The sequence below is a fragment of the Metabacillus sp. KJ11-3 genome (genome assembly GCF_055808295.1).
Genome location: NZ_CM147865.1, coordinates 3805453 through 3819067 on the forward strand (window position 1 = coordinate 3805453; position 13615 = coordinate 3819067).

Here is a 13615-nt window from a genome sequence, read left to right on the forward strand (position 1 = left end):
AACCCATTTTTTTGTAAATAAGAAGAATCTATTTTGATAAAAGTCGATCAAAATGGATTCTTCTCTAGCTGTTTTAATTATGGATTTTATTCCCTTTTTATCCAATCCCCATTTTCACAAATGTCCATACAAATAAGTAATGATGTGCATAAGTTATATCAGCTTCTAACTATTTTATAGGTAAAGGAGAGTTAACTATGTACCCACATTATCATACCATTATTACCGGAGCACATCCGGGACAGCCGGGGGCTTGTACAGCAGAGTACAATCACCATACTCTTTATAACCACCACAATCCTCCTACTAACAACCCTTACAATCATAACAACAATTATACGCCTTATTATAACTACCACTTCGTCCCTACTTGGTGGCATCAAGTTCCTTCATATCCCCGATATTGTTCAGGTAAATGAGTAAATCTCAGGATCAACTAAACTTTAAGCGAAGAGCTTATTAAATCAACACGCCAAAGAAGCTGATCTACAAAATTGCGTACATCAGCTTCTTGCCCTTATTCAATTATTTCCACACGTACATTTTTTCGTCCCCATTGCAGGGCATCATCATGGTTAGGAATGAACACATCGATTGAATTCCCGTTCACACCGCCACCTGTGTCTGCTGCTATGGCAATACCATGGCCATCTACTTTTACAATGGAACCAAGCGGAATGACGTTAGGATCTACCGCGATTACTTTCGCGTCGGGATATTTTTTCAAATCAAGACCCATTCTCGTCACACCTGAACAACCGTTACAACTTGCCGTATATGCAGTGCTTTCCACCGTTAATGTTTTACCAGCAGCTGAACCACGCTCAGCCTTACGATCTAATGCCGATCTTGTATTCGGTCCTGCAATTCCATCAACCGCAAGTCCTTGTTGCTTTTGAAAGCTCTTGACTGCACTTACTGTGCCGTCTCCATATATACCATCGACACTTGATTTATAGTGACCTGTTTGCTTTAACTGATACTGAATATGTATAACTTGCTTCCCAATGTTTCCATTTCGCAACACTTTTAACGCATGGTTTGTTTGCGGCCCGGCAATTCCATCAACCTTCAGGCTGCGTTTACGCTGAAAGTCCTTGACAGCCTCTACAGTAATATCACCATAGTATCCAGTTGATGTGTGATACGGGAATACTCCTTTTGTCATCAAATAATCCTGTAGTTCCGCAACATCCTTACCTGTTGACCCCTTCGTGAGTATCCGATCCCCTAGCGCTGATGCTGTAAAAGTAGGTCCTACCATCACAAGGACCCCAACTGCAAAGACTATAAACATGTCTCTATACCTTTTTAACATAAAAAATCCTCCCTAAATTCTTTTTACATTACAGAATTCGGGAGGAACTTACATTATTCGTGTATAAGAGCAAGAATCACATCATTAGGCCCTTAATCATCCACTTTTTTGAAATTAACTGTTCTATTTGGTACATATATGAGGAATGAAGAAGTGTTAAGTAAAAACAAAGTAGTTTATTCCAATATATCTTTTTAAACCTGTATAAAGGTATGCCATTTTAACAAAATAGTCCTATTTCATTTAATATGATTAGTAATATAGCTAAATATAAAAATTAAAAATGTATTTTAGAATTTTTTGAGTACTTTGTAAAAAGTAGTTGGAACTGTCAAATGAATACTGTATACAAATCTAGGCTGAAGATCCTTCTATCCTACTTTTTAACTTAAATAAATCTTTTCCCTTATTCAACTAGTCTGCCCTACAGCTACAATTTTGCAAGTTGAAATTGCAAATTTAACGATTGTATCATCATTTATTGGTAAAGTACCTAACACTATGCCAAGACCTGTTTGTTCTACGTTAAAACCTACTGCAGTAGAACCATTACTTGCTAAAAGATTAACTGTAGAACCGATAAGTGTATCCAAAACTTGTCTAATAGGTCGTTCACGACAATCACAATCGCACTCAGAATCAACAGGTGGTAATAAGTTGATAGTAGGTCCTGGTGGTAAAAATCCTACTCCTATTACATCTGAAATATTTACCACGAAGGTAGCTGCTCCATCTGTAACAGTAACTAAAAAATCATTCACTTCAACAATAGTGTATAAAAAAAGAGAGGAGGTACATTTGGTGCATCTGCAATAGTAGCAAGAATTACAGTTTGCCCCTCAAGTTGTTCTAAGACTGACTGAAGTGGAGTTATACAACAGTCACAAATACTCAAACAAGAGGGACCAGGAGGACCTGGAATTCCTTGAGGTCCTTGGGGTCCTGCCTCACCTTGTGGACCTGGAGGACCTGGAGGACAAATAGGCGGACATTCATTTTTACGAACGGTAGGACAACAACCGTTAAGCCCCATTCTAGCTACTTTTCTTTTTTGGACATTTAATCACCCCATTATTCCTTATCTTTTAGGGTACGCTTTTAATAAATATTTGCTTGGATCAAAGCCTAGAGGCATGGTTGAATTTAACCATTAGGAAGGGAACATTTTCATTTTTTCTGGAGAATAATATAGATTTGATCAAACATTTTACCAACTAATAATTTACTAAGAGACTTAAATAATAATTAATCTATAACTTAAGCCAAATGCGTTAAGGAATTCGATTATATTTTTGTCAAACTTACTTAGCGTACAAAATTTCTAAAATGTTGACGATACATACTAAAAGCTGCAAACACCAAATCGATGCATGCAGCTTTTAGTTTCCTTTTCTATTAATATAAAATGCTCTCATTCAATTAAAGTCACTTTATTTTGTATTAGTCATTATCATTTTGTTTTCTGCGTGATTCTCCGCCTTTTTCTCCAATTTCTTGATAAAATTCTTTATCATGATTTTCAGAAGTCGCTTCTCCGCCTTTTTGTCCTATTTCTTGATAGAATTCCTTATCATGATTTTCAGAAGTGGCTTCTCCACCTTTTTGTCCTATTTCTTGATAGAATTCCTTATCATGGTTTTCAGAAGTGGCTTCTCCACCTTTTTGTCCTATTTCTTGATAGAATTCCTTATCATGGTTTTCAGAAGTGGCTTCTCCACCTTTTTGTCCTATTTCTTGATAGAATTCCTTATCATGATTTTCAGAAGTCGCTTCTCCGCCCTTACGTCCAATCTCTTGATAGAACTCCTTATCATGATTTTTTGAAGTAGCTTCTCCACCTTTACGTCCTGCTTCCTCTAATGTCATTTTCTTATTATTATCTTTACTCATTTTGTACATCCTCCTTTAAGTTTTTCTTCTTATTTGCTTACGCTAATCTTGTACCACCTTCTTTTCCCTCTAAAACCTACTTTTTCTTGTTTAATCGTTTTGTAATATTTTTAATCTAATCATTATGTTTTATCTGTTATATAGTGGGTAAAAAAATACAAAAGTAGAATGAAAGATTCTACATCTCAAGGAGGTATGGTTATGAAACGAGCATTAATGATTGTTGGTATAGGAGCATCTGCTTCAATATGGTTATCTTCTAAATCGAATAGAGTGAAGCTGGAAAACTTACTAAGAGACTGGAAACGGATGATAAGACCTTCTTCTTATGTAAAAAATAAAAGTCTCCCAATTGAAAAGGGAGGAAATCCACATCCTTATGATCTGGAAGACAATAAAATGGTCAGCGAAGGTGCTATGTATTCAGTAAATTTCTATAATGAAAAATTACAGTAGAAAACATGATTCCTTATTACCAAGCCTTTCTTTTCTATCAAAATAAAAAATAAATAGTTTGCGATAGTTTAATGAAGCGGCGGTAACTAAGTACCCCGCTCATTTCTTTGTTTTAAGAAGTAGTGTGTAAAAAATGATAATCATCTTGGTGAGGTGGAAAAATGGCTTTATTTTTTCTAGTAATTTACTTCATCGTCATTGCAACTGTCATTGAAATTCATGTCATTTTATTTCGGTTAACAGATCTTAAGCTCGAAGTTTCAAGATTCCAAGTCATATCACTTATGACAGGTACAGGCTTTACAACAGGTGAATCAGAACTTATTTTAGGCCATCCTATCCGAAGAAAGTTGGCTATCTTTCTTATTTCGTTTGGTGCTGTCTCACTTGCTGTGATTATATCGTCTATTAGCAATTTCCTCTCTAATAGTATTAAAACAAAAGAAGTTCTTTATATCGCAGGTGGAGCAATCCTCATCCTTGGTTTGGTAAAACTGCCCTACATTCAGAATTTATTATCTAAGCTTTTTGCTAATAAACTGAAAAGAAATATTGAAATAGCTGATTTACCGATACGGGATGTATTTTTAACCGAGGAAGAAGATGATCTCCTCAACCTCCACATTTATAAGGAATCATCTCTCTTTTCTAAAACAATGAGCCAAGTGATAAAAGAGCATGAGCAGTTGGAATTTGTTGTTTTGTTTATCAAAAGAGGTGAAATAAAGATTAGAAAGAAGATTTATGATACAAAAATTCATGAAGGCGATCAAATTCTACTATTTGGGAAAAAGGAAATCATTAATGATAAATTCAAAGAGGATGTAAAAATCATGGAAGAGAAACGTAAAAAGCAGAATCATACTCCAATAGAAGAGCATTCGGTAAAGCACGAAAAAAGCCCTTAATAAGCTTTGCAGTTTGTAGACAAAGTAAAATTTGCTAGCCTTTCAGACTGATTGCTAACGCTTGCGTATCAAAGCACGAAGCCTTGTGAGGAGCGGAGTTACCGGTGTTGGTAATGAGCACCGTAGCAAGGTGAGTAACGAAGAAAGCGAGCGTTTGTCAACAGTCTGAAAAAGCCCTTAATGGGCTTTGGGGGGTTAAGTTTATACTAAATACTGTTCCATACTCGCTCAAGATTTAATGGAACATAGACTTTATCTCCATGAATCTCTCTATGGATAATACACTCTTCCATATCTTGACTTTCACCACGACCGACTATATTTTTACGTTTGGCTCTTGTGTTTTTTCCTAATAGATTATCTAAGCTTACTTTACTAGATTTCATTTTCCATTCTCCCTTTCTTAAAAATTAGTAGTAGTTTTCTTTATGGAGCTTTTACCCATATATATAAATGATGAAACAACAATTTTGACTTTTTTTAGAACTAGATTCAGCTTAATAATTTTTAAGAGAAGCTTTTATTTTGTATTTGCTACATGTTCCTGTTATCTTTGTTCTTGTATTATTACTATAATTGTCCAAATCTACGAATCTTTGTTAACTGCGAAAAATTATATTGCTTATTTTACCCAACTGCTTTATGATGGAACTATACTAAAGATCAACTATATATTGATTTTTATTTCTATCAAAAAACTATATATTGTATACATACAAGAAATAGGCGCTATTTAGCTTAATTGGGAATCTGGTGAAAATCCAGAACTGTCCCCGCAACTGTAAATGTGACGAATTGAGAAAACCACTGTACCTCATGTATGGGAAGGACTCATAGTAGGAAGAGCATAAGTCAGGAGACCTACCTATACCTTGTGAAAGTTTCAATTTCTTCGGGGACTGAGAAGATGAAACGATAGTAACCTCTTGAGCTATTCAACTTCCTAAGAACTTGCTCTCTTTCTGTCGTTTTATCTCCTTATCCCTGCCAATAAACGACAAGACGGAGGAATATTCATGAGCAAGACAACCTTATCCCCAATGATCAATGGACAAGAAGCCTTTGATTTTACAAAACTAACTGCATTTATTAAAAATATCCATCAACATTTTCCAACATTAAATATTGACGAATATCTGAACAGAATTGAAAATACGATTCTGCAAAGAGATTCCTATACATCTGAACAATTAACAAATCTGCTTATTTTAGAAGGGCTATCAAATATCCATGAACTAGAACCTGAGTGGACCTATTTTTGTTCACATATTTATTTAGCCAAGCTATATAAAGAAGCTGCTCAAAACCGCGGATATAATAAAAAACAAAAATACGGTAATTTTTACGAACTACTTACAACACTTGTATCAAAAGGACTTTACAGCACAAGTCTAGTAGAAAATTATACGAAGAATGAGATTGATCAAATTGGTTCCTTTTTAAACCCTGACAATGATTACCTATTTACATATATTGGACTTCGCACATTAGCTGACCGCTATTTAACAAAGGATTTCTCAAAACAGGTGTACGAATTGCCACAAGAACGATTTTTAGTGATCGCAATGACGTTAATGGCCCGCGAAAATAAAGAAAATCGTCTTGCGCTTATTAAGCAAGCATACTGGGCTATGAGTAATCTTTATATGACAGTTGCCACACCAACTCTTTCAAATGCAGGAAAGCCTATTGGACAGCTTTCAAGCTGTTTTATTGATACGATTGATGACAGTCTTCAAGGAATTTTTGACAGCAACACAGACATTGCCAATCTATCAAAATCCGGTGGCGGTGTTGGAGCTTATCTTGGTAAAATTCGTAGTCGTGGAAGTGATATCCGCGGATTCAAAGGTGTTTCTTCCGGCATTATTCCATGGATGAAGCAATTGAACAATACAGCTGTCAGTGTTGATCAGCTGGGACAACGTAAAGGAGCGATCGCTGTCTATCTTGATGTATGGCATAAAGATATCTTCTCCTTCCTTGATGCCAAGCTCAATAACGGTGATGAAAGAATGCGGACACATGATATCTTTACAGGCGTCTGTATCCCAGACCTTTTCATGGAACAGGTTGAAGCACGCGCTGACTGGTATTTATTTGATCCACATGAAGTCCGTACTGTTATGGGCTTTAGCATTGAAGATTTTTACGACGAACAAAAAGGAAATGGAAGCTTCAGAGAGCGTTATTGGGCATGTGTTCAAAATGAACAGCTTTCAAAGGAAAAGGTCCCTGCTATTGAGATTATGAAACGAATTATGATCAGTCAATTAGAAGCAGGAACACCATATATGTTCTATCGGGATGAGGTAAACCGTAAAAACGCAAACTCTCATCAAGGAATGATCTATTGCAGTAATCTTTGCACGGAAATTACGCAAAACCAAAGTCCAACAACTGTGGAAGAGCAATATACGGAAGATGGAAAAATCATCACAATCAAAACACCGGGTGATTTTGTCGTATGTAACCTTTCATCTATAAATCTTGCGAAAGCTGTAACTGATGATGTGTTGGAAAAACTGATTCCTATCCAAGTAAGAATGTTGGACAATGTGATCGATTTAAATACAATTCCTGTTCTTCAAGCAAGATTAACAAATGAAAAATACCGAGCAATTGGATTAGGAACCTTTGGTTGGCACCACCTATTAGCTCTAAAGCAGCTTAAATGGGAGCATGAAGAAGCGATTCAATTTGCTGATGAATTATACGAAAAGATCTCTTTCTTAACGATTTCAGCAAGCATGGAACTTGCGAAGGAAAAAGGTACCTACTCTGTGTTTAAAGGCTCCGATTGGGAAACAGGTGCTTATTTTGACAAACGTGGGTATCAAACAAAAGAAAGTAGCTTTGATTGGGGCGCACTAAAAAGGAAAGTGGCAAATTACGGAGTAAGAAATGGATATTTAATGGCCGTTGCACCTAATGCTTCGACCTCTATTATTGCAGGAAGTACAGCAAGTATTGATCCAATCTTCCAAAAGGTTTATTCAGAAGAAAAGAAAGACTATAAAATTCCGGTAACTGTTCCGGATCTTAATTCAACAACAACTTGGTATTATAAATCTGCTTATTTTATTGATCAGCATTGGAGCATTAAACAAAATGCAGCACGACAACGACATATCGATCAATCAATCTCGTTCAATCTTTACGTACAAAATACAATTAAAGCCAAGGATCTGCTTGACCTTCATCTATCAGCATGGAGAGAAAGATTGAAAACTACTTATTATTTACGATCTACTTCCAGTACGATTGAAGAATGTGATTCTTGCGCTAGTTAATTTCTTTAGGTAAATATTTTTTAGGAAAGCTCTTTTCAAAAATGTTTTATATAAGTTCTTTATAAGAAAAGGTTGATTGGAGCGGAAGGTTCGAGACTCCTGTGGGAGCTGTGGGACAGGTGAGACCCCGGAGGCGCTTTGCGCTGTGGAGGCTCACCGCCCACCCCACGGAAAGCGAGTATCCTGGAGCTCCAATCAACTATCTCAATACTTATTACAAAGACAACAAGGTTTGCGAATAAGACCTTAAGTCACTCTCACTATTCCCTAATTGTTAAAAAGGAGTCTTCATATGGAACTAACGAAACGAAAAATCATGGATGCGGCTGCACCAAACCGCTCAACAGGTATTATAAATGGTGAAAGCTCAAACGTATTAAACTGGGATGATGTTTCATTTCCTTGGGCATATCCCCGCTATAAAAAAATGCTGGCAAATTTTTGGACACCCTTTGAAATCAATATGGCTCAAGATATTAAGCAATATCCCGATTTAACCGAGGATGAAAAAGAAGCCTTTCTGAAGATTATCGGTTTGCTGGCACTATTAGATAGCATCCAAACCGACTATGCCGGTAAGGTTTCTGATTATATAACAGATTCAAGTATCAATGCGTTAATGATCATGCTTGCACAGCAGGAAGTCATTCATAACCATTCCTACTCCTATGTACTATCAAGCCTGGTACCTAAGCATGTACAGGATGAGGTGTTTGAATACTGGAGAAGTGAACCGATTTTAAGAAAGCGAAATGAGTTTGTTACAAATGGATACGAAGCATTTGCTGAACAACCCAATGTTGAGAACCTACTAAAGTCGATCGTATATGATGTGATATTAGAGGGCCTTTTCTTTTACTCCGGATTTGCATTCTTCTACAATTTGGCCCGCAATCAAAAAATGGTGGCAACAAGTACAATGATTAATTATATTAACCGTGATGAACAAATTCATGTTGACTTATTCGTCCAAATTTTTAAGGAAGTACTGAAACAATATCCGGAATACGATACAGATGAGCTTGCTACATTTGTTAAAGAAACATTTATTCAAGCAGCGGAACTTGAAATTGAATGGGGTCAATTTATCATTGGAAACAAAATGGATGGAATTAATATAAAAGATGTTGAAGATTATATTAAGTTTTATGCGAATGTTCGATCTAATCAATTAGGGTTTGAACGCCCGTTTGAAGGATATCGCACAAATCCGCTCAAATGGATTAAAGCGTATGAAGAAGTTGATCTTGGAAAATCCGACTTCTTTGAGCAAAAGTCAAGACAATATACCAAGGTTAACCATGCTGATAATGGATTTGATGACCTCTAAACAGGTCATCCCTGCTTAAACAAACATTAATTAAGAGGGAAATCGACTCATTTACTTACCTTCCTTCCTAAAATCTTGTTTTCTTTCCTTACCTGTTCAATATCTTTAAAACATTCCTGCTACATTTTTTACAAAAACCTGTTTAATATTAAATGACTAGTGGTAAATGTATAAAGTAAACAAGTACGAAATGGTAGAGGATGGATAAAAATGAGGTTTTCACCACTTTCAGACAAGACCTTATTATATAGCTTTTACGAAGCAAAAAAAATAGAGGTTAACCCTGACTTTATTAAAATGCTTGAGACAGAGATTAAGGAAAGAGGTCTTCATAAATCACAAATGACAGAACAAAAACTAAAAAATATTAATTAAAATATGTAGGGTGTTAACAGTCTTTTTCACCTTTTAATTACCTATAATGGACAGTCAACATGACTGTCCATTTGTTCAAAAATCTTCTTCTTGGGTTAAATCCTTATTTGAAAACACATTAAAAGATTGGTTCAGTACTAATGCTGAATGATTCTCTTCCTTCGGATGTTGCACCACTTCAGCCTGAGCAAATACTTCATGATCATAAAATTCTTGATCCTTTTCTTTCATTTCCTTCACCACCCTATCATCAATTGTTTCATTATCATTCTTCCACTAAGTGGTATCTTTATCCCATCTTAACGGGTAGTAAAAAACTCTTAACGAAACATTTGAGAGAACCACAGAAGGATAAGTGGGAGATAACTGCCCGAAAAGACCCGACGAACGATTGACGTCCAAGTCAGGCGAAGCCACATGATGTGCGTTTTGAGCGTGATAAGTCTCACTATATGTAGTATTTAATTTGATCTTGGTTGTTTGAATTTCTTAACTAAGTAATAAACCGTAGCAAGCATGAGCGCCGTACAGACGATTGGAATAAAATAAGGCTTAGCCGCTTCCTTGATATACATCCAATTGCTCCCGAGCTCAATACCTAAATACAAGAAAAAGATTGTCCATGGTATCATCGCGGCGATCGTATACAGAGTGAATTTCCATAGTGACATCTTTGAAATTCCTGCCGGTATGCTAATGGCATGCCTTACTACCGGTATAAATCTTGCACCAAAAATAACACCGGATCCGTATTTTTCAAACCATAATTCGGATAATTCGATATGGTGCTTTTTAATAAACAAATATTTTCCATACTTTTCAAGAAATGGTCTTCCTCCTAAACTTCCGATCCAGTACAAAATCAGTTGTGCAATGGTTCCTCCAATAACACCTGCAAGCAAGGCGCCCAAAAACCCAATTTTCCCAAGCACAATCATATAACCGCCATATCCTAATACAATTTCACTCGGAATCACCTCAAGCATTAATCCAATCGCAATTCCTGCATACCCGAGATTTGTTAACCAATCTAAAACATCTAAGATGACGTTTTCCATCCCTTCACACCCCTATTTTAGAACGTGTACTTCCTGTCCATTAATAATAGGTATGAAAAGACATACGGAAATATATGTGAAGCCACTAAAAAAACCTGTGGAGCTGCCACAAGTTTTAGTGTATATCTTTTTTCTTAAACCTACCGCCTCTTACTTCAGCTATGTTTGCTACTGCTAAAAAGGCTGTTTCATCTAAGTCTTCAACAATTGATTTTAACTTTGCTTCCTCAAGACGCGTAATCACACAGAATATGACTTTTTTATCATCACCCGTATAGGCACCCTCACCATTAAGATATGTGACCCCTCGACCTAACCTGGCAATAATGGCATCACCAATTTCTTGATATTGTTCACTTATAATCCAAGCCGACTTCGATTCATCAAGTCCCTCAATTACAACATCAATTGTCTTGAATGCAACGAAATAGGCGATTAATGAGTACATAGCTCTATTCCAGCCAAACACAAAACCTGCACTTCCAAGAATAAAAATATTAAAAAACATAATAATTTCCCCAACAGAAAATGGAAGCTTTTTATTTGCCAAAATAGCTAAAATCTCTGTACCATCAAGTGACCCGCCATATCGAATGACAATCCCAACACCAACACCTAATATAATCCCGCCAAATACTGTAGCAAGAAGAACATCCTCTGTAAATGCCGGTACAGGATGCAAGAGTGCTGTTGTTATGGACAATATTGCAATTCCGAATAAAGTCGAAAGAGCAAAGGTTTTTCCAATTTGTTTATATCCTATAAAGAAAAACGGGATATTTAATATAAAGATAAATAATCCCAGTTTCCATCCAAGTAAGTGAGAGAGAATAATTGAGATGCCAACAATACCACCATCAATAACTTGATTAGGTACTAGAAAGATCTCAAGTCCAACTCCCATTAATACAGCACCAATAAAGATAAAAAGTGCACGTTTTAATATTTTAGTCTTTGATAAACCTTGGTGTTTCTTTATTTGTTTTTGTACTTCCATTGGTATTTCTGTCATACGATTCCCCCAATTTAACTAAGTAACTTGTCTTTTATCTATATAACATAATATGCTTGTCTCTATTTCTTTATTATAACTCATGAGTTCTGAAAATTGTAATAATTAGCTGTTTATGAATTAGCACTTCGTTCTAATCTGTTGGTCCTTTTTCCACATAGTTAGATAAATAACGTCAGTACTTTCCTACCAATGTGTTAGATATTAAACAGGATAAAGATAGATATGTTAAAATAAGGATTGATGATTATTTTTGCAAAGTTTGGCTTGTACAAAAATTCCTTTGTAGTGAGGTGAGAACATGACATGCACGGTTCATGAATTTGCCGATTCACTCCTGAAAGGGAACCAAGATGCTGCCTGGAACATCGTGATGAACGAAGTCGGTCATGATATAAGTCGAAAAGATGTACTAGAAAACCTACTAACAAAGGCAATGCAATATATTGGCGAGTTATGGGAAAAGGATGAGATTACTGTTGCAGATGAACATCTTGCAACATCTACGTGTGAATATATTCTCGTTCGATTTGATTTTTATATGAAAAATACCCATCGTTTCCTCCAGGTTGAACCAAGAAACGTCATGTTGTTATGCCTTGAAAAAGAGCAGCATGATCTTGGAATCAAAATGGTCGCCCAGCTATTCGAAGAGCATGGATGGAATACTAGATTACTAGGACCAAATTTACCGTTAGAAGAAGCGGTCCGTTTTGCTGAAAAATGGGAACCCGATGTAATTGGACTCTCATTTTCAATTTGGTATCATGCGGAACTTTTAACTACTTATAGTAAAGCATTAGAAGAGCTTCCCCATAAGCCAGCTGTTATTGTCGGGGGCCGTCTTTTAGGAAACTATGATTTTACTCCCTATGTTTCAAGTAAAACAACATTATTTACATCATTGTCTGATCTTCAAGAATGGATAAAGCAATACTCGATTTAAGGAGGTATTCAACATGTCAGCAATAAAACATATTCCACTTCCATTTTTTACGATTAATCAGGACTTTCACATTATTGATGCCTCTGATATTGCACTTGAAACATTCAATAAATCTGACAGTTTTTTAGATATTGTTGATCGTGAAAGTCAAAATAAGGCCAGACGAATGCTCACAAAAGCGACTTTTGTTACAACAGAGCTTGTTATGAACACGAAGAATTCTCCCTATGGTCTTTACCAAATACAAATCAATTGGCAAAATAACCTTGGACATATTGTCTGTATAGAACAAGATCATCGTATTCAAGAACTGATTGATGCTGTTGAGTTACATAGGCAACGTTTGTCAGATACCAATTTTGAATTATTACAAAAAAAGGAACAGCTTGAACAGTCTATTGAAAGAATACTGGAATTATCTGTTCCAATAATCGATCTTGCTAAAGGAACGGTTCTTGTCCCACTTATCGGTGAGTTAAACATTGAGCTGGTTAGTAAAAATCATAACCGTATTCTAGAAACCATTTGCACACAGAGAATCGAGCGAATCCTTATTGATTTTCATGGGATTGGTGACATAACAAATGAAGGAATTCGAGCCTTGCGCAACTTAGTATTAGAGCTAAAAGTAATGGGGGCAAAATCGTACATTATAGGAGTTTCCCCTCATCATGCGAAGGTGTTAAACAGCCTTCCTAGCAATCCAAATACATATTATCTGAAAGATTTACACACTGCTATTAAAAGCTTTATTGTCTAATTTATATACCAACAAAAAAGACCTCAGATTTAATCTTGGGGTCTTTTTCATAAAAAGATAATTAATTTGATCTTTTTTCATTGTGCTTTCTTTCAGCCAAGTCATTTCCAAAGTCTTTATCCGTATTTATCGCATCACTGGCTTTCTTCATTTTCTTCTGCTGATTTTTATGACTATCTCTTTCCGCCATATGTTAAACCCTCTTTCTCTGAACTGTTTTCTCACCTTCTATTGTCTGCAGTGAAATGAAATTCATACAAAGAAATTAA

The 13615-nt window shown here is 35.9% G+C and carries 15 protein-coding genes, 1 pseudogene and 1 riboswitch; of the genes and pseudogenes, 8 read left to right on the forward strand and 8 right to left on the reverse strand.

Annotated features, from left to right (window positions below):
- Window positions 1-197 precede the first annotated feature (197 nt).
- Window positions 198-419: a hypothetical protein gene (locus tag AC0L8O_RS18940; protein ID WP_473444514.1), complete on the forward strand. Its 222-nt coding sequence runs from the start codon at window positions 198-200 to the stop codon at window positions 417-419.
- Window positions 420-517: 98 nt separating this feature from the next.
- Here AC0L8O_RS18940 and AC0L8O_RS18945 read toward each other — a convergent pair whose 3' ends face one another.
- From AC0L8O_RS18945 to gsiB, 3 genes and pseudogenes are all read right to left on the reverse strand, one after another.
- Window positions 518-1318: a peptidoglycan-binding protein gene (locus tag AC0L8O_RS18945; RefSeq protein ID WP_473444516.1), complete on the reverse strand. Its 801-nt coding sequence runs from the start codon at window positions 1316-1318 to the stop codon at window positions 518-520.
- A 410-nt stretch (window positions 1319-1728) separates the two neighbouring features.
- Window positions 1729-2288 (reverse strand): annotated as a pseudogene (locus tag AC0L8O_RS18950) (hypothetical protein); the annotation flags it as partial.
- A 470-nt stretch (window positions 2289-2758) separates the two neighbouring features.
- The gene (gene gsiB / locus AC0L8O_RS18955; RefSeq protein WP_473444518.1) at window positions 2759-3208 is read right to left on the reverse strand and encodes a glucose starvation-inducible protein GsiB; all 450 of its coding nucleotides are present in this window, start codon (window positions 3206-3208) and stop codon (window positions 2759-2761) included.
- A gap of 201 nt (window positions 3209-3409) precedes the next feature.
- Between gsiB and AC0L8O_RS18960 the strand changes: the two genes are divergently transcribed.
- Window positions 3410-3664, forward strand: a complete 255-nt coding sequence (locus AC0L8O_RS18960) for a hypothetical protein (RefSeq protein WP_026560366.1) — start codon at window positions 3410-3412, stop codon at window positions 3662-3664.
- A 161-nt stretch (window positions 3665-3825) separates the two neighbouring features.
- Window positions 3826-4572, forward strand: coding sequence for a hypothetical protein (locus tag AC0L8O_RS18965; RefSeq protein ID WP_264143637.1), 747 nt, complete (start codon window positions 3826-3828; stop codon window positions 4570-4572).
- Window positions 4573-4778: 206 nt separating this feature from the next.
- On the opposite strand, the gene AC0L8O_RS18970 is transcribed toward AC0L8O_RS18965, so the two are convergent.
- Window positions 4779-4958: a hypothetical protein gene (locus AC0L8O_RS18970; RefSeq protein WP_473444520.1), complete on the reverse strand. Its 180-nt coding sequence runs from the start codon at window positions 4956-4958 to the stop codon at window positions 4779-4781.
- Between the two features lie 321 nt (window positions 4959-5279).
- Window positions 5280-5455: riboswitch (cobalamin riboswitch) on the forward strand.
- A 157-nt stretch (window positions 5456-5612) separates the two neighbouring features.
- Between AC0L8O_RS18970 and AC0L8O_RS18975 the strand changes: the two genes are divergently transcribed.
- The 3 genes from AC0L8O_RS18975 to sda all read left to right on the forward strand — a co-directional run bounded on the left by AC0L8O_RS18975 (window position 5613) and on the right by sda (window position 9570).
- Complete coding sequence (locus tag AC0L8O_RS18975; protein ID WP_473449030.1) at window positions 5613-7865, forward strand: ribonucleoside-diphosphate reductase subunit alpha; 2253 nt, start codon at window positions 5613-5615, stop codon at window positions 7863-7865.
- Between the two features lie 292 nt (window positions 7866-8157).
- Window positions 8158-9195, forward strand: coding sequence for a ribonucleotide-diphosphate reductase subunit beta (locus tag AC0L8O_RS18980; protein ID WP_473444522.1), 1038 nt, complete (start codon window positions 8158-8160; stop codon window positions 9193-9195).
- 210 nt (window positions 9196-9405) lie between these two features.
- A complete protein-coding gene (gene sda, locus AC0L8O_RS18985; RefSeq protein WP_473444524.1) occupies window positions 9406-9570 on the forward strand; it encodes a sporulation histidine kinase inhibitor Sda in 165 nt (54 codons plus the stop codon).
- Between the two features lie 75 nt (window positions 9571-9645).
- Here sda and AC0L8O_RS18990 read toward each other — a convergent pair whose 3' ends face one another.
- From AC0L8O_RS18990 to AC0L8O_RS19000, 3 genes are all read right to left on the reverse strand, one after another.
- Window positions 9646-9801 (reverse strand): transcriptional regulator SplA domain-containing protein, encoded by a 156-nt coding sequence (locus AC0L8O_RS18990; protein WP_473444526.1) that lies wholly within the window; start codon window positions 9799-9801, stop codon window positions 9646-9648.
- A gap of 230 nt (window positions 9802-10031) precedes the next feature.
- Window positions 10032-10628 (reverse strand): undecaprenyl phosphate transporter UptA, encoded by a 597-nt coding sequence (uptA, locus tag AC0L8O_RS18995; RefSeq protein WP_026560369.1) that lies wholly within the window; start codon window positions 10626-10628, stop codon window positions 10032-10034.
- A gap of 115 nt (window positions 10629-10743) precedes the next feature.
- Complete coding sequence (locus AC0L8O_RS19000) at window positions 10744-11640, reverse strand: YitT family protein (protein WP_473444528.1); 897 nt, start codon at window positions 11638-11640, stop codon at window positions 10744-10746.
- 301 nt (window positions 11641-11941) lie between these two features.
- Here AC0L8O_RS19000 and AC0L8O_RS19005 point away from each other — a divergent pair, with 301 nt between their 5' ends.
- On the forward strand, window positions 11942-12586 hold the full coding sequence (locus tag AC0L8O_RS19005; protein WP_473444530.1) for a cobalamin B12-binding domain-containing protein: 645 nt from the start codon (window positions 11942-11944) through the stop codon (window positions 12584-12586).
- Between the two features lie 13 nt (window positions 12587-12599).
- Window positions 12600-13346 carry an STAS domain-containing protein gene (locus AC0L8O_RS19010; RefSeq protein WP_473444532.1) on the forward strand — a complete coding sequence of 249 codons (747 nt, stop codon included), beginning with the start codon at window positions 12600-12602 and terminating at the stop codon, window positions 13344-13346.
- A 61-nt stretch (window positions 13347-13407) separates the two neighbouring features.
- Here AC0L8O_RS19010 and AC0L8O_RS19015 read toward each other — a convergent pair whose 3' ends face one another.
- Window positions 13408-13536: a hypothetical protein gene (locus tag AC0L8O_RS19015; protein ID WP_264143645.1), complete on the reverse strand. Its 129-nt coding sequence runs from the start codon at window positions 13534-13536 to the stop codon at window positions 13408-13410.
- Between the last annotated feature and the right edge of the window lie 79 nt (window positions 13537-13615).